The sequence below is a fragment of the Kocuria sp. NBRC 114282 genome (genome assembly GCF_030268385.1).
Taxonomy (GTDB): domain Bacteria; phylum Actinomycetota; class Actinomycetes; order Actinomycetales; family Micrococcaceae; genus Kocuria; species Kocuria palustris.
Window position 1 is genome coordinate 108,088 of record NZ_BSQO01000001.1, and the last position, 20,227, is coordinate 128,314.

General features: G+C 70.7%; 14 protein-coding genes. 13 read left to right on the top strand and 1 reads right to left on the bottom strand.

Features of this window, described 5'->3' with window-relative positions; genetic code table 11:
* Positions 1-235 precede the first annotated feature (235 nt).
* The 9 genes from QSJ40_RS00565 to QSJ40_RS00605 all read left to right on the top strand — a co-directional run bounded on the left by QSJ40_RS00565 (position 236) and on the right by QSJ40_RS00605 (position 14,774).
* A complete protein-coding gene (locus QSJ40_RS00565) occupies positions 236-766 on the top strand; it encodes a DUF805 domain-containing protein (protein WP_278857108.1) in 531 nt (176 codons plus the stop codon).
* 97 nt (positions 767-863) lie between these two features.
* The gene (locus QSJ40_RS00570) at positions 864-1,463 is read left to right on the top strand and encodes a DUF308 domain-containing protein (RefSeq protein ID WP_278857107.1); all 600 of its coding nucleotides are present in this window, start codon (positions 864-866) and stop codon (positions 1,461-1,463) included.
* Between the two features lie 143 nt (positions 1,464-1,606).
* The gene (locus QSJ40_RS00575; protein ID WP_024289621.1) at positions 1,607-2,017 is read left to right on the top strand and encodes a hypothetical protein; all 411 of its coding nucleotides are present in this window, start codon (positions 1,607-1,609) and stop codon (positions 2,015-2,017) included.
* A 170-nt stretch (positions 2,018-2,187) separates the two neighbouring features.
* A complete protein-coding gene (locus QSJ40_RS00580) occupies positions 2,188-2,862 on the top strand; it encodes a hypothetical protein (protein ID WP_058871958.1) in 675 nt (224 codons plus the stop codon).
* A gap of 366 nt (positions 2,863-3,228) precedes the next feature.
* The gene (locus QSJ40_RS00585; protein ID WP_278857106.1) at positions 3,229-5,325 is read left to right on the top strand and encodes a glycoside hydrolase family 15 protein; all 2,097 of its coding nucleotides are present in this window, start codon (positions 3,229-3,231) and stop codon (positions 5,323-5,325) included.
* A 64-nt stretch (positions 5,326-5,389) separates the two neighbouring features.
* A complete protein-coding gene (locus tag QSJ40_RS00590) occupies positions 5,390-7,879 on the top strand; it encodes a polysaccharide pyruvyl transferase family protein (protein ID WP_278857105.1) in 2,490 nt (829 codons plus the stop codon).
* Between the two features lie 180 nt (positions 7,880-8,059).
* Positions 8,060-11,758: a proline dehydrogenase family protein gene (locus tag QSJ40_RS00595; RefSeq protein ID WP_006214084.1), complete on the top strand. Its 3,699-nt coding sequence runs from the start codon at positions 8,060-8,062 to the stop codon at positions 11,756-11,758.
* A gap of 223 nt (positions 11,759-11,981) precedes the next feature.
* Positions 11,982-13,268 (top strand): AMP-binding protein, encoded by a 1,287-nt coding sequence (locus QSJ40_RS00600; RefSeq protein ID WP_235444533.1) that lies wholly within the window; start codon positions 11,982-11,984, stop codon positions 13,266-13,268.
* 114 nt (positions 13,269-13,382) lie between these two features.
* Positions 13,383-14,774 carry a phenylacetate--CoA ligase family protein gene (locus QSJ40_RS00605; protein ID WP_053448033.1) on the top strand — a complete coding sequence of 464 codons (1,392 nt, stop codon included), beginning with the start codon at positions 13,383-13,385 and terminating at the stop codon, positions 14,772-14,774.
* 29 nt (positions 14,775-14,803) lie between these two features.
* On the opposite strand, the gene QSJ40_RS00610 is transcribed toward QSJ40_RS00605, so the two are convergent.
* Positions 14,804-15,469 (bottom strand): YveK family protein, encoded by a 666-nt coding sequence (locus QSJ40_RS00610; RefSeq protein WP_285728343.1) that lies wholly within the window; start codon positions 15,467-15,469, stop codon positions 14,804-14,806.
* Between the two features lie 341 nt (positions 15,470-15,810).
* Here QSJ40_RS00610 and QSJ40_RS00615 point away from each other — a divergent pair, with 341 nt between their 5' ends.
* From QSJ40_RS00615 to QSJ40_RS00630, 4 genes are read left to right on the top strand one after another with little or no spacing between them, the layout of a single operon-like run.
* Positions 15,811-17,280: a hypothetical protein gene (locus QSJ40_RS00615; protein WP_251714369.1), complete on the top strand. Its 1,470-nt coding sequence runs from the start codon at positions 15,811-15,813 to the stop codon at positions 17,278-17,280.
* Positions 17,277-18,353 carry a glycosyltransferase family 4 protein gene (locus tag QSJ40_RS00620; RefSeq protein ID WP_285728344.1) on the top strand — a complete coding sequence of 359 codons (1,077 nt, stop codon included), beginning with the start codon at positions 17,277-17,279 and terminating at the stop codon, positions 18,351-18,353. Before QSJ40_RS00615 ends, QSJ40_RS00620 begins: the two co-directional genes overlap by 4 nt.
* On the top strand, positions 18,350-19,483 hold the full coding sequence (locus QSJ40_RS00625) for a prenyltransferase/squalene oxidase repeat-containing protein (protein ID WP_251714371.1): 1,134 nt from the start codon (positions 18,350-18,352) through the stop codon (positions 19,481-19,483). Before QSJ40_RS00620 ends, QSJ40_RS00625 begins: the two co-directional genes overlap by 4 nt.
* Entirely contained in the window at positions 19,449-20,213 is a 765-nt protein-coding gene (locus QSJ40_RS00630) for a WecB/TagA/CpsF family glycosyltransferase (RefSeq protein WP_082677018.1), read from the top strand. Before QSJ40_RS00625 ends, QSJ40_RS00630 begins: the two co-directional genes overlap by 35 nt.
* Positions 20,214-20,227: the final 14 nt, after the last annotated feature.

Consider the following 20,227-nt stretch of genomic DNA (forward strand, 5'->3'; position numbering starts at 1 on the left):
CCCGGGGCTCGGAGCTGATCGGCTCCGAGCCCCGGGGTCCATCGTGTGCGGGAGATTCGGCGGGGCGGGGCCTGCCTGCGACTGCCGAGACGTCATCTGCGACGCATCCAGGTGTGTCGATTGCAAATTCCACGCTTGCTGAGTAAGGATGTCCTCGCATCAGTTTCCTGCGGATACGGTCTGCCGGCTCCGGGTCGGTGCCCCCACCGTGACCTCAGCTCGGCGAAAGGCACTCATGAGCACGCCCCAGTACCAGTACCAGCCCCAGCACTCGTCCCCGTACCAGCAGCAGCCCGGGTACGGCGGAGGGGTCCAGCTGCCTCAGGGCACCCAGCCCGGCCAGCCCATGGGCCTCGCCGAGGCGGTGAAGGACTACTTCCGGAAGTATGTGCAGTTCTCCGGGCGAGCCTCGCGCTCCCAGTACTGGTGGCCCGCGCTGGTGCTGTTCGCCCTGAGCATGGTCGTGATGGTGCTGATCATCATCATTCTGATCGCCTCCACGGCGGGCGCCTCCACCGGCAGCAATACCGCGGCGGGGGTGGGTGCAGGGGGAGCGGTGGTGGCGATGCTGCTCTACAGCCTGCTCGCACTCTTCGGGCTCGCCACGTTCCTCCCGACGCTGGCGGCCACCGTCCGCCGCCTGCACGACACTGATCGCTCCGGCTGGTGGTACTTCATCTCCTTCGTGCCGATGGTCGGCGGGTTCATCCTCCTGTACTTCTTGGTGCTGGAGCCGAATCCCCGCGGCGCGCGCTTCGACGCCTGAGCCGACTCAGCGGCTGCGCCGTCAGGACCTCGCACTACAGTGGCGGGGCATCCCGTTGCGGATGCCCCGCCGCTGTCGTCCCCGGAAGCTGGTGCCCGTGTCCTACGAACCCGCAGCCCTGCGCGGTCTGGTCGCGCCCACCCTGGTGCGCGCCCTGCTGACGCTGGCCTTCGCCGCCTGCACGATCTTCGTGACGGACCCGAGCCTGGGCCTCAGCATCTGGCTGCTCGGGCTCTGGATGGCCGCCGTGGGCGCCAGCGTGCTGTGGGGCGATCTGCGCTCCCGTGACCACGAGAGCCTGGATCTGGGCGGACTGGCCACCGTGCCGCGCTCGACCGGGATCATGTGGGTCCTGGGAGGCATCGCCGTGGTGATGATCCCGTCCACCGCCGAGATGCTGGCGCTGGTGGCCTCCGTCGTGCTGTTCCTGGTCGGCCTGCCGGAGGGCTGGCTGGGCACGTCGCGCCGCGGCCTGCATCCCCTGGCCAAGGACTGGCAGATCGTGGGTCTCGTCACCGCCGCGGCCGCGATCGGCGTGCTGCTCGTGGCCGGGCTGGGGCCGCACGCGATCCTGGGTGTCGTGGGAGGCGCTGCGATCATCTCGGGGGTCCTGCTGCTGCTCGCCGGTCTCACCCTGCGCCATGAGTCCCGCTCCTGCGGGGTCCCCGCCGATCCGGACCCGCGCGGCGCGGAGTAGACTGGAACGGTGTGCCTCCTGCGTGCCCGAGCGTCCGATCGACGCTCGCGCGGGAGCCCCACCCGCTCGACGGCTCGCCTTCCGCGCGAGGCCCAGCAGCCGGCGTCGAGCCCGCATGACGACGACTTCAGGAGGACAGCCCCGTGGCTGGAGACAACCGACGGTCCAAGCGCCGCACCCCGGACGTGAAGGCACCCCTGGCGGTGTCCGCGGTCCTGGGGCTCGTGGCGTTCGGCATCGCCTCGGTCGTGGGCGCGGGCGGGACTGAGGGGGGCCTGCGGCTGGACCTCGGGCTGATCATCGGCGGGATCGCATTCATCGCCTCCGTGGTGGTGTGCGCGACCCTCATGATGATCGAGAAGCCCAACGACCCCTCCCTGGGCGAGGGAACCGGCGTCAACCGCTCCTCCGCCAAGCTCTACGCCCAGCGCCGGGCCACCCGCGAGCAGAAGGCGGCCAGGGAGGCCCAGAAGGATTCCGAGGACTCCCGCAAGAAGCCGGGGGATGAGGACGGCGGCCCGCAGTTCGGCCAGCGCGTCCACCCCGAGCAGTGAGCTGACCCGCAGCAGCCCCGAAGTCGAGGCCGCACCTGCGCTCCCCATCAGGACTGATGGGAGGCGCGAGTGCGGCCTCGACGCATTCTGGCGTGACGAACCCTCCGCAAATGTTTGCATTCGTGATGTACATATGCAACGATTGCATTAGCACACGAACCGAGGAGGACATGATGTCCGTTCGACGCTCCGCCCAGATCATCACCGCCGCCGTCCCGCTGCTGCTGGTCGGCGCTGCGGCTCCCGCCCTGGCCCTCGATCAGGCGCCTCCGGCCGCCGTCGAGACGGCCGCGGCGCAGGAGGGCCTGTCCGTCCCGCTGGAGATCTCCGGGATCGTCGACGGACTCAGCGATCGGGAGACGGCGCAGGTCGAGGCCTTCGCCCTGGGCATCGACGGCCAGCGCGAGTCGCTCGGGTCGGTGCAGGTCGACTCCGAGGGGCACTACCTGCTGCAGGGAGCCGTCCAGCCCGGAGCGCCCGTGCTGCTCGAGGCCACCGTCTGGGAGTCGGGCCATGAGGACGAGGCCCTGAGCACCTGGTACGGCGACAGCCCGGATCTCGCCGGCGCCGAGGCGCTGCGCGCAGTCGGGTCGATGGACGGCATCGACATCTCCGTGGCCCGGCAGCAGGTGCCGGAGGCGGAGACGGTCGCGGCAGGCCCCGCCGTCGTGCCTGCCTCCCAGCAGGTGCCGGCCTCGGAGAGCGGGCTGTCCGCCGCCGGCTCGGCACCGCAGCTGTCCTCCGAGCGCGACGCTCAGCGGCTCGTGCTGGCGCTGCTGGCCACCGGGTCCTTCGTGGGCGGACTCGCGCTGCTGCGCAGATCCTCCGCCCAGCAGCGGGACTGACCCGCACCGCGTCGGGTCGCGGCCACCTGGCCGCGCTCAGCGCACAGACTTCCGAGCTGCGACGCCGTGCGCGCCGCAGGCTCGGTGCATGACTCGTCGTCGGTCCCTGCGGGGGCCGCGGCGCAGAGGCTCTCCGCCCGCATCCGCCGGGCGGAGAGCGGTCGCCCCGGGCAAGGGCGGCCGGGCCGCGGGCCGAGGCCGGGAGACCGAGGCCCGCGGGCGGGGAGAGTGCCCGCGCGTCCTGACGGGCGGGCGGGGCCGCGGGGCGGCTGCTCGATGACCGGGAGATCGTCGAGCCCGCCGCCCCGCGCGCCTTCCACCCGGGCCGAGTGCTCGAAGTGGGCTCGGATATGTCAGATTGGTGCCATGGCTTCCCCCCTCGAGGACTACGCGCTGCTCTCCGACATGCAGACCGGGCCGCTGATCTCGCGGCGCGGCTCGATCGACTGGATGTGCGTGCCCCGCTACGACTCCCCGTCGGTCTTCGGAGCGATCCTGGGCGATGCCGACCACGGCCGCTGGCTGCTGGCGCCGTCCGCCACCGTGGACGACGACGGCCGTGATCTGCCCGAGGAGCAGTGGCGCGATCAGTGCCGCGTGGGCGATCGCTTCTACGCCGAGCACACCTTCGTGCTGCACACCGTGTGGATCACGGACACCGGCTCGGTGCGCGTCACCGACTTCATGCCGCTGGACACCCAGCTGAACGTCGTCCGGCGGATCGAGGGCCTGACCGGGGACGTGGAGATGGTCCAGGACCTGCGCCTGCGGTTCGACTACGGGCGCATCACCCCCTGGATCTCGCACTTCGCCGGCCTGGAGGACCCCGAGACCGGGGAGATCGGCGACGAGGAGCTGATCGCCCTGGCCGGTGCCGATGCCATGGTCCTGCGCAGCGAGGTCCCCGCCGAGCGCATCGATGACGACAACGGCCCGCGCCACGTCTCGCGCTTCACCGTCTCGGCCGGTCAGACCCGGGACCTGGTGCTGACGCACTTCGAGTCGCACCGCACCCCGCCGCCGCCCGTCGATGCCGGCGACGAGCTGCGCACCGCCCTGGACACCTGGCGCGAATGGGACGAGCAGTGGGAGAACACGCAGCGGACAGAGGGGAAGGTCGAGCTGAGCGACGTCGGCGACGGCGCGCCCACCTACGGCGGAGCCGCCGCCGAGGAGGACGGCCCCGATCCCCTGCTGAGCCTCGAGGAGCGCGAGGAGGCCGTGCGCCGGTCCCTGCTGGTCGTGCGCTCGCTCATGCACCAGCGCAGCGGCGGTCTGGTGGCGGCGCCGTCGATGTCGCTGCCGGAGCAGATCGGCGGCGAGCGCAACTGGGATGCCCGCTACTCGTGGCTGCGCGATGCCGCCCAGGCGCTGCAGGTCATGCTCGAGCACGGCCACGACCGCGAGGCCCTGCAGCTGCGCAACTGGATGCTGCGCTCCGTGGCCGGGCCGGCCGAGGACATCCAGAGCGTGTACGGCGTGGGCAGCGAGCGGGAGACCTCCGAGCACACGGTGGACCTGCCGGGCTACGAGCGCTCGCGCCCGGTGCGCGTGGGCAACTCGAGCTCCGGGAAGCTGCAGTCGGACACCGCGGGCTACCTGCTCGTGGCCTTCGAGCGGCTGCGCCGCCGCGGGCTGGAGGAGGATCAGCTGTCCTGGCCGATCCAGAAGGCGCTGCTGGGTCACGTCGTGGCGTCGTACGAGGAGCCGGACCAGGGCATCTGGGAGATGCGCGGGGACCGGGAGTTCCACACGCACTCGCGGGTCATGATGTGGGCGGCGCTGCAGGCCGGTGTGGAGGCCGTGCGCACGCACGGGCTCGACGGCGACCTGCAGCTCTGGGAGACCCACCGCGATCAGCTCGCGCTCGAGATCTGGACCTCGGGCTACGACCCCGCCGTGGGGACGTTCGTGCAGCGCTACGGCGCCCAGAGCGTCGACGCCTCGCTGCTGCAGCTGCCCTCCCTGGGCTTCGTGGACTGGGAGGACGAGCGGATGGTGCGCACCGCCCAGCGCATCGTCGAGGAGCTCGGCACCGAGTCCGGGCTGCTGCGCCGCTACCAGAACGTGTCCGTGCCGCCGGGCTCCGATCCCGCCGACTTCGAGTCGCAGATCGGCCAGGACGGCTTCGAGGGCCCGGACAGCCCGCATTTCGGCGTGACGCTGTGGCTGGCGGCCTACCAGGCGCGCAGCTCCCAGCTCGACGAGGCCCGACGCACGCTCGCCGGCGTCCTGCGCCGGGCGACCGATCTGGGGCTGCTCTCGACCGCCTACGACGGCGATCCCGACCACGGGGGCCGGATGCTCGGCAACATGCCGCACGTGAGCTCCCACCTCAGCCTCATCGAGGCGCTGGCCGCACTCGACGAGGCGGAGGGCCGACGCCCCGCGCCCGTGCTGCATGACGACCCCGAGGAGGATCCCGAGACCGCCGACGGCCAGGACCTCACGCGGGGAGGCTGAGCCCTCCGGGCGCTCGCCGCTGCCGCCCGGCAGCTACCGAGGCGGCTGTGGGAGGATCATTGCCATGCAGGCAGCCCTCCTCGTCGACGTCGGACAGATCGACTACCACGTGGGCGACGAGGCCATGGGCCACGCCGCCGTCGCTGCCCTGCGCGCTCGCGGGATCCAGGAGCCCGTGATGCTCACCCGGGATCCGCAGCACACCGCGGCTCGGTTCGAGTCGGTCGTGCCGGTGCCCACCCCGCGCTTCCCCTGGCCCCCGGAGGATCGCGCGCGCTACCTCGGGGAGATCCGCGAGGTGCTCGACGGCCGCACCGACGCCCTTCCGCCGGAGGATCAGGTCTTCGCGCTGATCGAGGCCCTGCGCGGCGTGGACGCGCTGCTGATCGGCGGCGGCGGCAACATGAACTCCCGCTACGGCTGGCTGCTCAGCGAGCGCGCCGCCGTGGTCGAGATCGCTCGCAGCCTGGGGCTTCCCGTGGTCATCAGCGGGCAGACCCTGGGCCCCGAGCTCAGCGAGCAGGACCGCCCCGTGCTGGCCAAGATGCTCGAGACCGCGGTGCTCGTGGGCCTGCGCGACCCGGACTCCCTGGCGCTGGCGCAGCAGCTGTGCCCCGGGCATCCGGGGTTGCGCGCGTGCCCCGACGACTCGGTGGGCTGGGCGCTCGAGGTGCTCTCCGCGCCCTGGAACACCCCGCAGAGCGAGGCTGCGGCGCCCGGCGGCTCCACGGCCGCGGCGCAGCCACTCGCGGAGGCGCCATCAGCTGAGGCCTCCCCTTCGGGCAGCCCGGCCGCGGGCGCTGCTGCGGAGGACGTCGAGGCCCAGGCGCTGTCCGATCCCACCGCCCCGCGGATCGTGGCGACCTTCGCCCCCGGCGCCGGCCCGTTCGAGGAGCATGAGGCCGCTGAGGTCTACGCGGTCGTGCTGGACGCGCTGGTCGAGCGCACCGGCGGGGCCGTGGAGCTCGTGCCGCACCTGGCCCGTCCGGGCGAGCACGACGGCGACGAGGCCTTCCACCGGCTCGTGGCCGCCCGGATGCGCCATGCGGCCGCCCACCGTCCGATCGAGGACGCCGAGGACAGCCTGCGGCGCACCCTGAGCGCCGACTACGTGGTGAGCTCGCGCTATCACCCGCTGGTCTTCGGCCTGGCCGGAGGTGCGACCGTCCTGCCGATCGCCGTGGACCGCTACTCCCAGGTGCGCATGGAGGGCGCCCTGCGCACCTGGGGCATCTCCGGGCAGGTCGTCCCGCTGGCTGCGCTGATCACCCCGCGCGAGGCCGCATGGGACACGCATCAGGCCGCGCAGCGCTGGACGCAGGAGGCCGTGGAGGGCCACCGGGAGTTCTGGAGCGATCTGCTGGCGCGTCGGGCCGCTGTGCGCGAGACGGCCGCGGCCTGGTGGGACGGGGTCCTGGTGGGGCTGTCCGGGGCGCTGCCCGGCCCGGCGGAGGTGCCGGAGGTCCCGGCGGCAGGGGCCGGCACCGAGTTCTCCCGCGCACTGCGCCGCGACTGGACGGATCCGCAGGCGCCGGTCGCAGAGGGCTCGGCGGCCTCCGTGGCGATCATCATGCGCACCAAGGACCGCCCGCTGCTGCTCGAGCGCGCCCTGGACGACGTCCTGGCCCAGACCCTGGCCGACTGGCGGCTGGTCATCGTCAACGACGGCGGCGATCCCGAGCCCGTGCAGCGCCTCGTCGACGCCCGGGAGCAGCGCTTCCGCGGACGCTGCCGGATCCTCTCGCACCGCCGCAGCGTCGGCATGGAGGCCGCCTCCAACCGCGGGGTGGCCGCCTCGGACAGTGAGTTCGTGGTGATCCACGACGACGACGACACCTGGGACCCCCAGTTCCTCCAGCGCACCGTCGCCTTCCTGGAGCGGCCGTCGTGCACAGATGCCGGGGTCATGGCCCGCACGGAGATCGTCTACGAGCAGATCGACGACCACGACGGCCAGAAGAGCGTGCGCGAGACCGGGCGCGCCCTGTTCTGGGCCGAGCAGAGCGCGATCACCCTCAGCGAGCTGCTGAGCATCAACCGGGGCGTGCCGATCTGCTTCCTCTACCGTCGCAGCCTGCACGGGCTCGTGGGGGGCTTCGACGAGTCCCTGCCGGCCGCCGGGGACTGGGAGTTCAATCTGCGCGTCGCCTCGAGCGCGACGATCGGCTTCCTGCCGGGCCGGCCCCTGGCGTTCTGGCATCAGCGCCCCAGCGCGCTCGGCGCGGACGGCAACTCGATGTTCGCGGGCAAGGCCCTGCACGAGAAGCACGATCTTGCGGTGCGCGAGCGGCACCTGCGCGAATGGACCGATCAGAACGGGATCGGCCTGCCGCTGTGGATGGCGCGGGAGATCCAGGATCTGCGCGAGCGGCTCGAGCAGATGCAGGAGGGCCAGCAGCAGATGCTCGAGCAGAACCGTCAGCTCCTGGAGGCCGTGCAGGCGCAGCGGGAGCTGACCCAGGAGGCCGAGCAGCGGATCAAGGAGCACTCCCTGAGCAGCCGGGTCGGTCGCGTGCTGCGCCGGATCGCACCCTGGGCCTTCCGGGGCCGCTGAGGCGTCTGGCGGGGCAGATTCATCAGCAGACGCATGTGTGCGCAGTGTGGGGTGCGTCTCCTAGGATGGCCGAATCGGCCCAGCAGCGAAGATCCCCACGTGCGAACCCTGACTCGAGGCCGATGACCGTGGGAGTGCCACGGTCATCACCGCAGTACGTGCCTGAAAGCGAATCGCCTCATGGTCACCCCCCTCACCGACAACACCCCGGTCGGCCCCGCTGAGCTGGCCGATCTTCCCGCTCTGGTCGATCCTGCCGTCGAGCAGGCCACCACCTGGATCCGCAGGGCCCAGCAGCTCTCCGAAGAGGGAGTCGCGGACTCGGACGCCGCCGACCGCCTCTCCGCCATCCTGCAGGACCCCCGCGGCCTGGACTTCACCGTCGGCTTCGTCGATCGCGTCATCCGCACCGAGGACAGCGTCGCCGCCGCACGGGCGCTGCAGCGCATCGCGAGCATCGCCCCCAAGTCCCTGTCCGCGCTGGATCGCTCGCAGATCGTCTCCGGCAGCTACATGAGCCACCTGGCTCCGGCCGTCGTCATCCCGATCGCCCGCGGCCGCCTTCGCCAGATGGTCGGTCACCTGGTGGTCGACTCCCGACCGGGCCCGTTCGGCAAGGCCGTCGAGCACATCACGCAGCGCGGCGACTCGCTGAACATCAACCCGCTCGGCGAGGAGGTCCTGGGCCTCGCCGAGGCCGATAAGCACCTGGACGAGGTCGACCGCATCCTGGCCCGCGACGACGTCGACTACGCGTCGATCAAGGTCTCCTCCGTGGTCCCGCAGCTCTCGCACTGGGGCTTCGACGAGACCGTCGAGCGCGTGGTCGAGCGCCTGCTGCCGCTGTACCGCAAGGCCGCCGATGCCCCGGCCGGGACCAAGTTCATCAACCTGGACATGGAGGTCTACTCGGACCTGCACCTGACCACCCAGGTCTTCACGACGCTGCTCTCGCGCCCCGAGCTGAAGAGCCTGGAGGCGGGCATCGTCGTGCAGGCCTACCTGCCCGATGCCCTGGGCGCGGTGCAGCACCTGTCCGAGTGGGGCGAGCGGCGCGTGGCCGAGGGCGGCGCGCAGATCAAGGTCCGCCTGGTCAAGGGCGCCAACCTGCCCATGGAGCGCGTGGACGCCGAGATGCACGACTGGCCGCTGGCCGTCATGCCGACCAAGCAGGCCACGGACGCCAACTACAAGCGGGTCCTGGCCTGGGCCATGGACCCCGAGCACCTGCACGGGATGCGCATGGGCGTGGCGGGGCACAACATCTTCGACATCGCCTTCGCCAAGCTGCTCGCCGAGCAGCGCGGGGTCTCCGAGCGCATCGAGTTCGAGATGCTGCAGGGCATGGCCGCCGAGCAGTCGATCGCCGTGTCCGAGGACGTCGGGGGAGTGCTCTACTACGTCCCCGCCGTGGCCCCGGAGGAGTTCGACGTCGCCGTGGCCTACCTGGTGCGCCGCCTCGAGGAGAACGCCGAGTCCGAGAACTTCATGTCCGGGATCTTCGAGATCGAGCCCGGCAACCAGATCTTCCGCCGCGAGGAGGGCCGCTTCCGCGCCGCCGTCGAGCAGCTGCTCGAGGAGGGCATGGTCCTGGACGGCGAGCGCGCCCCGGGCCCGCACCGCGTGCAGGACCGCACGCAGGAGGCCGCCGGGCGCCAGAGCGGCTACCAGGGCCATCAGCCGCTCGACGAGCCCTTCCGCAACGAGCCGGACACCGACATCTCGATCCCGGCGAACCAGAAGTGGGCGCTCGAGCTGCGGGATCTGATCACGGACCGGTCCTGGTACCAGGGTCTGGCCACCCCGGACTCGCTCGAGCTCGACGACGTCGCCGAGATCGTGGAGACCGGTCGCAATGCTGCCAAGGGCTGGCGCGAGCGCGGGGCCCGGGAGCGCGCGGAGATTCTCAACCGCGCCGCCGACAAGCTGGCCGAGCGCCGCGGGCACCTCATGGCAGTGGCCGCTGCCGAGACCGGCAAGGCCTTCACCCAGTCGGACGCCGAGGTCTCCGAGGCCATCGACTTCTGCCGCTGGTACGCCCGCCATGCCGAGGAGCTGGAGCAGGTCGACGGCGCCGAGTTCGAGCCCGATGTCCTGGACCTGGTCACCCCGCCGTGGAACTTCCCGCTGGCCATCCCCACCGGCTCGACCGTCGCGCCCCTGGCCGCCGGCGCCGCCGTCATCCACAAGCCGTCACCGCAGACCGTGCGCTGCTCCGCCGCGCTGATGGAGGCGCTGTGGGAGGCGGGCGTCCCGCGCGACGTCCTGCAGCTCGTGGACGCCGTCGAGGGCGACACCGGCAAGGCGCTGGTGAGCCACCCGGGCGTGGACCGCATCGTGCTGACGGGCGCCTACGAAACCGCCGAGCTGTTCGGCGGCTGGCGCAGCGGCCGTCCGGTGATCGGCGAGACGTCGGGCAAGAACGCCTTGATCATCACTCCGGCAGCGGACCGCGATCAGGCCGTGTGGGATCTGGTCACCAGCGCGTTCGGCCACGCCGGGCAGAAGTGCTCGGCGGCCTCGCTGGGCATCATGGTCGGCTCGGTGGCCACCTCGCAGCGCTACGAGAAGCAGCTGCTGGACGCGGCGTCGTCCATGGTCGTGGACTGGCCGGAGAACCTGCAGGCCATCGTGGGCCCCACGGTCGAGCAGCCGGGCGACAAGCTCAAGCGCGCTCTCACCCAGCTGGACGAGGGCGAGGAGTGGCTGCTCCAGCCCAAGCAGCTCGACGACTCCGGACGCCTGTGGCGCCCGGGCATCAAGACGGGTGTGAAGCCCGGCTCCTTCTTCCACGAGACCGAGGTCTTCGGCCCCGTGCTCGGGCTGATGCACGCCAAGGACCTGGACCAGGCGATCGAGTGGCAGAACGCCGTGGAGTACGGTCTGACCGCCGGCATCCACTCCCTGGACGTGCAGGAGGTCGGCTCCTGGCTGGAGCGCGTGGAGGCCGGCAACCTCTACGTCAACCGCGGCATCACCGGCGCGATCGTGCAGCGCCAGCCCTTCGGCGGCTGGAAGAAGTCGTCGGTGGGCCTGGGTGCCAAGGCCGGCGGTCCGAACTACCTCACGCAGATGGGCCACTGGACCAAGGGCGCCTTCCGCGCAGGCAACTCCGTGGAGGTCCAGCCGGGGCTGCTGCCCGCGGTGCGCGACGTCCTGGGCGACGCCGACGTGATCGAGGCGCTGCCCGCGGAGGATCTGGCCTGGCTGCGAGCCTGCGCCGCTGCCGACCAGCGGGCCTGGGAGTCCGAGTTCGGCGTGGCCAAGGACCCCACGGGCCTGGTCAGCGAGGCCAACATCTTCCGCTACCGCGCCCGCGACATCGTGGTGCGCGCTGCGGAGGATGCCCCGGTCACCGACGTGATCCGCGTGGGTCTGGCCGCCGCTCGCTCCGGCTCGGAGGTCACGCTCTCGGCCGCGCCTGCCGTCATGGAGGCCCTGCCGCGAGCGGCCCGCGCCCTGTTCACCCAGGTGCTGCCCGCCGTCGACGACGAGCGGTTCCGCGTCCAGGCCAAGGCCCGGCGCCTGCTCGGCGCCCGCACCGCCTACCGCGCGATGTCCGAGCCGGAGGAGCAGCGCTCCGCAGTGCAGAAGCTGCGCGATCGCCTGCCCTTCGGCGGCCGGGCCTCGGAGGACTCCGATCCCGAGGTGCTCGAGCTCGGTGTGGGCGCGCGCATCAAGGTCGTCGGCACCGATGCGGACCTGGTGGTCGATCTGGGCGCCACCCCGGATGTGGCGGTCATGATGCACCCGATCGTCGGCGCCTCCCGCGTGGAGATCCAGGAGATGCTCCACGAGCAGGCCGTGTCCATCACGCTGCACCGCTTCGGCAACCGGTTCGCCGACATGCACCGGCTGCGGGACGAGCTGATGGGCTGAGGAGCGCGATCGGCGGATGCCTGCTCGAGGCATGGATAATCGAATGCCGACGATGAGATGACGGGCCGATCGGGGCGCCGCTGCCCAGCGGCGCCCCGATCGGTCATTGCAGAGGGGAGCAGCTATGTCATTGCGCGAGACCATCGCCCACCTTCCGCCCGAGCAGCGGGAGCGGATCGCCGGATTCGCCCGGCATGTGCCTGCAGGGATCAGGTTCGGGCCCGTGTTCCGACAGACCCAGCGGGAGATCCGGAAGGCGTGGACGGTCCCGTCATGGGGGCGTGAAGAGCGAGATCGACGGCTGCAGTCGCTGCTGGATGCCGCGGCTGGAACGGACTACTACGGCTCAGCTGCGGGGTACGAGGCGCTGGTCGAGACGACGATGCCGCCGATGGAGCGGCTGAGCCGCCTGCCCATCCTCACGCGGGAGGCGGTGACGGAGCACAGCAGCAGGATGCTCACGGTGCCCGAGGCCCAGCTCGAGCGGGTCGCGACTTCCGGGACCTCCGGGGAGCCCATCGTGTTCTGGCTCGACCGCAGCCGGGGCGCCAGCGAATGGGCCTACGTCCTGAGCGCCTGGGAGCGGAGGACCGGCTATCAGGCCGACGACTGGCGTCTGCGGCTGCGCGGAGCCGAGCTTCCCGGTGGTGCGGACTGGTTCGTCCAGGGCTCCACGGGGGAGGTCGTGCTGCGCGTCCAGGCGCTGCGTCCCGAGCTCATCAGGGAGCACTGGCAGCTGGCCTCTCAGCGAGGGATCCAGTACCTGCACGGCTTGCCATCGGCCATCGCGTACCTGGCGCGCCTGGTGGAGACCGAGCTGCCGGACGATGACTGGCGGCACAGGATCCGGGGGATCCTCGCCGTCTCGGAGGAGCTCACAGAGGCCCACCTGGAGATCCTGCACCGCGTCTTCCCGCAGGCGCGCGTGGCCAACTTCTACGGGCTGAGCGAGCGCACGGCCTTCGCCGTCATGGACGACGACGGCGATTTCCACCCCGAGCCCCTCTACGGGGCCGTCGAGCTGGTCGATGAGCAGGGCCGAGCCGTCGAGGTCGGCGCTCGCGGCAGGATCATCACCACCGGTCTGCGGCTCACAGGACAGCCCTTCCTGCGCTATGACACGGGTGACTCGGCGCTGCGTACGGGAACGGATCCCTGGGGTCAGCCGATCTTCCGCGAGATCCGCTCTCGACGCAGGCGGGAGGGGCTGATCCGCAATGACGGCAGCTTCCTGCCCGCCGCGATCTTCGGAATGCACACCATGGAGGTGCTCGCAGCTCGGAAGTTCGGGTTCCGACAGCACGAACCGGGCAAGGCCACGTTCCTCGTGGAGCCGGTCACCGGTGCCACCGATGCGCAGATCCAGGAGCTCTACAGAGCGATGGCGGCGGTCATCGGGGATCGCATCCACCTCGAGCTGGAGGTGGTGGACCGTCTGGAGGTCCCGGCCAACGGCAAGGAGCGTCTGGTGGATCAGCAGATTCCGGGGGCGGCGACCACCTGGTCATGATCCTGCAATCGCATGGAGAATTTGCGGACGAACACGTAACCTCGCATCAGAGGTGCGCGCCTCTGGGCAGCTGATCCGATGACCCCCGGCGCGACCACATCCGAAGGGGAGAGCTTGAGATCGTTTCGTGAGAAGGTCGCCCACCTTCCGGCGGACCAGCGGGAGAGAGTGGGCCCCCTCGTCCGAGCCATTCCGCCGTCGCTGCGCTATGGACCGGTGTTCCAGCGGACGCTGAGGGAGCTGCGCAAGGCTCGCACGGTGCCGTCCTGGGCGGCCCAGGAGCGCGGACGACGGCTCGAGCAGCTGCTCGATCAAGCAGCCGAGACCGATTATTACGGTTCCGAGCCCGGATACGAGGCACTGCGCGAGCGCGGCGTCGGCGCCTTCGAACGACTTTCCCGCTTGCCGATCCTGACCCGCGAGCAGCTGTCCAAGCACTCCCTGCGCATGCTCACGGTCCCGGAGAGCGGCGTCCAGATGACCGCCACCTCCGGCACCTCGGGCGATCCCATCCTGTTCCACCTGGACCGGCAGCGCGGGGCCGCTGAGTGGGCCTACGTCTTCGATGCCTGGCACCGGGCCACGGGCTATGAGCTCGACGACTGGCGGCTGTTCCTGCGAGGGGCGGCCGATCTGCCCGGTGGGGCGGATCACTACCTGCAGCGCGCGACCGGCGAGCTGGTGCTGCGGGTCCAGGCGCTGGCCCCCGAACGCATCCAGGAGCAGTGGGGCTGGGTGCGCGATCGCGGGATCCGCTACCTGCACGGCTATCCGTCGGCCCTGAGCTACATGGCCAAGCTGGTCGAGGAGCAGCTGCCCGACGACGAATGGCGTCATCAGATCCGCGGCGTCCTGGCCGTCTCGGAGGAGTTCACGCCCGGCCAGCAGCAGACCTTCGAGCGGGTGTTCCCGAATGCGGGGATCTCCAACTTCTACGGTCTGAGCGAGCGGACCTGCTTCGCCTCGATGGATCCGGACGGAACCTTCCATGCCGAACCCCTGTACGGCATCACGGAGCTGCTCGGAGAGGACGGCCTGCCCGTGGAGGTGGGGCAGCGCGGCCGGCTCGTGACCACCAGCCTCATGATCAAGGGCCAGCCGTTCCTGCGCTATGACACGGGAGATTCCGCCGAGCGCGTGGGCACGGATGCCTGGGGTCAGCCCACGTTCCGAGCGATCTCCTCACGGCGCGGCCGAGAGGGCCTGGTACGCGCAGACGGCTCGCTGTTCCCCACCACGTCACTGAACGTGCACGGGCATCAGTTCCTGTGCATCCGCCGCTTCCGCTTCCGGCAGGACGTGCCCGGCCGCGTCACGCTGCGGGTCGAGCCCACGGCTGATGCCGCCCCGGAGGAGCTCGAGGAGTTCTACCAGGCGATGTGCCGACGCACGGCCGGTCAGGTGGAGCTGGGCTTCGAGCTGGTGGAGCACCTGGAGATCCCGCCGAACGGCAAGGATCGGATCGTCGACCAGAACATCGCCGGAGTCAGCGGGACCTGGGCCTGAGCCCGACGGCAGGCCCGACCTGCCGTCGGTCAGCGCAGCTCGGTGCGCGGGCGCGTGGTCGCGACTGCGGCGATGATGCCGAGCAGGAGGCCGACGGCAGCACCCATGACTCCGATCATGGTCATGCTCAGGCCAGAGGGATCCTCGGGAGTCGTGGGGCTGCCCGCCGGTTCGATGCTGACCTGCGCGTCCTCGGCGCTGGTCGCCACCACCGAGGTGAGGGCGTCGCGCCAGGCCTCCGCCAGGGCGCTCGCCTCCTCCGGCGACTCGCCCACGGCCGTGATCTCCACGCCCGTGGTGGCCGGTGTGGCCGTCACAGTGATGCCGTCGAGCAGCTCCGAGGCCGACTTGTCGGTGTCGAGATCGCTCTTGGCCTCCTCGGCGACCACTAGGGACTCTCCCAGGGCCTCGTAGGTCGTGGTGCGGGAGATCGCCAGCTCCTCGGCGGCCAGGCGCTCGGCGGCGGTGTCATCGTCCGCCCCGGCGTGGACCATCATGGTCGTGACCGACTCGTACTGCGGAGCCTCCGAGGCCGCGAGCCCGAGCGCGATGCCGAGACCCAGGATCAGGCCCACGAGCGGGGCCCACCAGCGCCGCCGCAGCGCCGTCCCGAGATGCTCGGCGGACACGTCTCTGACCATGGGATCGCCGCCCTGATTGCGGGACCGGGTCTCGGTGCGCCTGCTGGTCTGCATGATTCTGCTGCTCCCCCTGAATTCGAATCGTTCGCTCTCCCCAGAGCGAGGTGGACGGCGCTGCAGTGCTGCGAAGGCTCCCGTCCGGTCTCCCAGAGTAGTGTCACCGATCTGACGCACATGCTGTATACGGCCATGAACCGTGCAGTTGAGTGGACAAACAGCCTTCATGAACGAACATCTGCCCGGAGGCACGTGACGTCGTGCCATCATGTCGTGATGCGTGCCGCCGCTGGGGAGCGGTCGGGCGCAGCGGCAGGTGCTCGGCGCCGGGTCGGGGGATCCGGAGCGTCGACGCCCTGCATTCGACGGCACGGGGACCGTCCCGGGGAGGAGCACACATGCAGACTGCAGTCTCAGCCCTGTCGTGGGGTGCCCTCGGCGCGGTCCTGCTGGTCGGCGCCGCGTGGGTGATCAAGCTCTGCCTGACGCATCCCAAGGCCACCATCGGGGCCGCCGTTGTCTACTCGATGATCTCCCAGACCGTCGGCACGGTGGGCGGCATCTCGATCCTCAACTACGGCGACGAGCTCGCCGTCGTGCTGGCCGTGGGCGTGGCCTGCGCTCGGCGTCTGATCGATCATCATGCGCTGCGCTTCTTTGCCGCGGTGTGGTTCCTGCTCGCCTTCATCCTCTTCGGCCTGATCAGCAGCGTGGTGCATGCCGTGCCCTCGTCCATCACGCTCATGGGGACCCTGCTGTACCTCAAGGGGCCGGCGCTGGGCTTCGCGGTGGCTCAGCTGGACTGGCGTCGTGCAGATCTGCCTCGCATCGCCAGAGCCGGCGCTGCGGTGATCGTGGTGATCCTGTTCACCTGTGCGCTCAACGCCGCGGCTCCGGGCCCGTGGAACGACCTGGTGAGCAGGACGGAGGTGGCCAGCGAGCGCGGAGGCTTCACGAGCCTGACCGGGCCCTTCGACCACCCGGTCGGGCTGGGCACCACCATGGCCCTGGCCTTCCTGGCCATCTACCTCTACCGCCTGCTGGTGCGCCGGACGCCCTTCACGTTCGTCCTGCTGATCGCCACCGGTCTGGCCTGCCTGGCGGCCTTCCGCCGCAAGTCGATCGTGGCGGGGATCGCCGTGGCCCTGGGCGTTCGCGCTGTCCTGCCCCTTCCACGGGCTCTGTTCGTCACGAGTGCGGTGATCCTCCTTCCCGTGGGCCTCGTTCTCCTGCGGGAGCCCCTGACGGCCGTCGTCGACGGGACCCTCACCGAGTACCTGACCGACTGGGATCGGGTCGCTCGCATCCGGATGACGATCGACGGCTTCCTGCTGGCTGTCGGTGCGTTCCCCCTCGGAGTGGGTCTGGGCCGCTTCGGCTCCTTCACGGCCTCCGAGAACTACAGCCCGATCTACACGGATCTGGGCTACGAGCGGATCTGGGGTCTGGGGCAGGGCGACATGGGCGGCTTCCTCTCGGACACCTTCTGGCCGGCCCCGCTGGCCGAGACCGGGATCCTGGGCGCCCTGTGCTATCTGGGAGCGCTGATCATGTTCATCGTCCCCGGCTGGCGGATGATGCGCTCGGCCTCGGATGGGCACAGCAAGTGGATCGGGGCGGTGACTGTGGCCTGGTTCGCCCAGCTGCTGATCGAGTCGGTCGTCGCGCCGGTCTTCCTGTCGCCGCCGATGTACGGGCTGCCGTTCGCAGTGGCCGGACTGTGCCTGGCGCTCGGAGCAGAGCCTCGCAGCGGGCGACGAGCGCTGGGGGTGAGGCCGTCGCAGGCCGCCGACCAGGATGCATCGATAGCCAAGCCCGGACGCGCTCCTTGGGAGCTCGGTGCCCAGCAGCAGGAAGGAGTCTCATGATCAAGGCGACCATCATCGGACCTGCCCCCGGGTCCTCGGGCGGAATCGGCATCATGGCCGGTCATCTGCTCGGCACGAGCTCCGAGCGCACGTCACTGGTCTTCCTGGATTCCGGCGGTGCTCCCGGACCGGCTCTGCAGAGGCTGGCGCATTTCGTGAGGGCGGCCGCTGACTGCCTCGGGCCTTCGTCAGCGCACCTGCGGGTGTTCGCCGTGGCCTCCCGCGGCAGCACATGGCGCAAGCTGACGCTGAGCGCACTGGTGCGCCTTCGCCGCCGTCCATACGCACTGCACCTTCACGGGGGCGGCTATGACGACTACTTCCGATCTCGTGGGCGCCTGGAGCAGGCCCTGGTGAAGAACATGTTCCAGGCGGCTCACCAGGTCATCGTCCTGGGGGAGAGCTGGGCGCAGTTCGTCCAGGAAAAGCTCGGGGTGTCGGATGTTGCCGTGTCCGTGCTGCCGAACGCGGTCCCTGGTCCTCAAGAGGTCCCGCAGCACGTGACCCATCCGATGCGCGTGCTCTTCGCGGGCCGCGTGGGTGCCCGCAAGGGGGCCCCCGAGCTGCTCCAGGCATGGTCCCGGATCAGCGCCGGGCGCGATGCCGTCCTGGTCCTGGCAGGCGATCTCGATGACCCGGATGGCTCCATCCGGGCCGCCGTGGACCGCGCGCAGCGGGTCGAGCTCACGGGATGGCTGGACGCCGACGCCCTGCAGGACCAGCTGCGCCGTGCCCAGATCCTGGTGCTGCCCAGTAGGGCGGAGAATCTCCCGCTGTCGCTGCTCGAGGGCATGGCCTGGGGGCAGGCGCCCGTCGTCACGCCCGTCGGGGCGGTCCCGGAGGTCATCCTTGACGGTGAGAACGGCGTCCTGGTGCCGGTGGGGGAGGTGACGGCGCTCGCTCGGGGCCTGGCCGAGCTGATCGACGACGACGCCCGGCGGCAGCGGATCGCCGCCGCCGCCCGCACCACCTGGGAGCGGGGCTACAGCATGGACGGCTACCGCCAGCGCTTCGACGACATCATCGAGGCGGCCGTCGGGGCCGCAGCGCAGACCACGGAGGAGAAGCCATGACGTCGCAGGGACTCGAACCGCAGCTGCAGGCCGAGGTCGACGGGGCCCTCGGCCGCGCCATGGACTTCGCCCGTGAGCGCGACTACGCCGGGACGGACCCGTACGACGGGCTGCTCTCGCCGTACGCGGGCGTGCTGCGCGGACGCGTTCCTCGCCAAGTCTGGGTGCAGGGGCACAAGCGCCTGGGCCGTGGCCTGCGCGCCGCCACGCGCGTTCCCCCGGTGCGCATGACCAAGGGGATGGCGCTGTTCTCGACGGCTGCATCGCTGTCCGGCGACGAGCAGACGGCCAGGCAGCTCGCGCAGCGGATCCTCCAGGAGCGCGGGACGGGTCCGTGGGGCTACGAGTTCGACGTCCAGACGCGCTGGGCCTTCTATCCGGCAGGCAGCCCCAACGTCATCGCGGTGACCTTCGCACTGCGCGCCCTGTCCGCGGCGGGGATGCTGGACCGGGTCAGCGCTGACGTCCGTGATTGGCTGGAGGGGCAGTTCCACACATCGGGCTACTTCCGGTACACGACCACCTCGGACCGACTGGTGCACAATGGGTCCTTGCTTGCGGCGGAGTCGCTGGCGATGCTGGACGGAGACAGGGAACTGATCCGCACTGCGGTGGACCGGGCGGTCCGCGCGCAGGCGGAGGACGGCTCCTGGCCGTACGGTGAGGGTCCGGGACTCGAGTGGATCGACAGCTTCCACACGATCTACAACCTGGACTCGCTGTGGGCGCTGCAGCAGATGGGCTTCGAATCGGGGGATTCGGCAGCTCGCGGCGCGCAGTTCTGGAAGGACCGCTGTCTCAGCCCTGAAGGTCTTCCGCTCTACATGGCGGATGACCGGCAGGTCTCTACGGATGTGCACAACGTGGCCACCACGGTCGGGTATCTGGCCCGCGCAGCGCAGCGCGGCTGGCCGGTCCCGGACCCGGAGGCCGCGATTCGGCATCTGCTGGGACTGCAGGGCGGCGACGGCGGATTCCGCAGCGGAGGCAGGGGGCTTCCGCACATGCGGTGGAATCAGGGCCACGCGGCTGTCGCGCTGGCCTCATGGGCATCGTCAGGACGGCGGGCCGATTGGGACTCTGGGGGGAGAACCGATGACGGATCAGATGCAGCGAGTGATCGCGCCTGAGCGCACGGACGTGATGGGTGTGGGCGTCGATGCCCTCACGATGGATCAGACCATCGACCGGCTGCGGGAGATGATCGCCACAGGCAAGGGGCAGAACCACCTGTCCGTCAACGCCGCCAAGCTCGTGGCGGCTATCGAGGACCCGACCAAGCTCGAGGAGTTCAACCAGGGGACGCTCGTGAGCGCCGACGGCCAGGCCGTCGTGTGGGCCGCCCGCCTCCTGGGCCGCCCGCTTCCGCAGCGTGTGGCGGGGATCGACGTCATGAACCGCCTGGTCGATCTCTCCGCCCAGGAGGGGCAGCGGATCTTCCTGCTCGGTGCTCGTGAGGACGTCGTCGGGCGAGTGCGCCGCGAGTTCACCGCCCGCGGCGCCAACGTGGTGGGACACCGCGACGGCTACTGGCGCCGGTACATGACGGATGCCGAGATGGCCCAGACCATCCGCCTGCTCGACGTCGACATCCTCTTCGTGGCTTTGCCCTCGCCCATGAAGGAGGATTTCATCTACGGCTTCCGCGAGGCCATGAACGTCGGCCTCAGCGTGGGGGTGGGCGGCTCGTTCGACGTCGTGGCCGGCCGCACCCGGCGGGCTCCCGCGATCATCCAGCGCCTCGGCCTCGAATGGCTCTTCCGCCTGGTGCTGGAGCCGCGGCGGATGTTCAAGCGCTACGCGGTCGGCAACTCGAAGTTCCTCTGGTACCTGGTCAGGGAGCTGCTGCGCCGCGGCTGACGGCGGCCCCCGCG

Excerpts from the sequence above, each read along its gene's own strand:
- QSJ40_RS00565 (WP_278857108.1), top strand. The coding sequence starts at position 236 with ATGAGCACGCCCCAGTACCAGTACCAGCCCCAGCACTCGTCCCCGTAC.
- QSJ40_RS00580 (WP_058871958.1), top strand. The coding sequence starts at position 2,188 with ATGATGTCCGTTCGACGCTCCGCCCAGATCATCACCGCCGCCGTCCCG.
- QSJ40_RS00585 (WP_278857106.1), top strand. The coding sequence starts at position 3,229 with ATGGCTTCCCCCCTCGAGGACTACGCGCTGCTCTCCGACATGCAGACC.
- QSJ40_RS00590 (WP_278857105.1), top strand. The coding sequence starts at position 5,390 with ATGCAGGCAGCCCTCCTCGTCGACGTCGGACAGATCGACTACCACGTG.
- QSJ40_RS00595 (WP_006214084.1), top strand. The coding sequence starts at position 8,060 with ATGGTCACCCCCCTCACCGACAACACCCCGGTCGGCCCCGCTGAGCTG.
- QSJ40_RS00610 (WP_285728343.1), bottom strand. The coding sequence starts at position 15,469 with ATGCAGACCAGCAGGCGCACCGAGACCCGGTCCCGCAATCAGGGCGGC.
- QSJ40_RS00615 (WP_251714369.1), top strand. The coding sequence starts at position 15,811 with ATGCAGACTGCAGTCTCAGCCCTGTCGTGGGGTGCCCTCGGCGCGGTC.
- QSJ40_RS00620 (WP_285728344.1), top strand. The coding sequence starts at position 17,277 with ATGATCAAGGCGACCATCATCGGACCTGCCCCCGGGTCCTCGGGCGGA.
- QSJ40_RS00625 (WP_251714371.1), top strand. The coding sequence starts at position 18,350 with ATGACGTCGCAGGGACTCGAACCGCAGCTGCAGGCCGAGGTCGACGGG.
- QSJ40_RS00630 (WP_082677018.1), top strand. The coding sequence starts at position 19,449 with ATGACGGATCAGATGCAGCGAGTGATCGCGCCTGAGCGCACGGACGTG.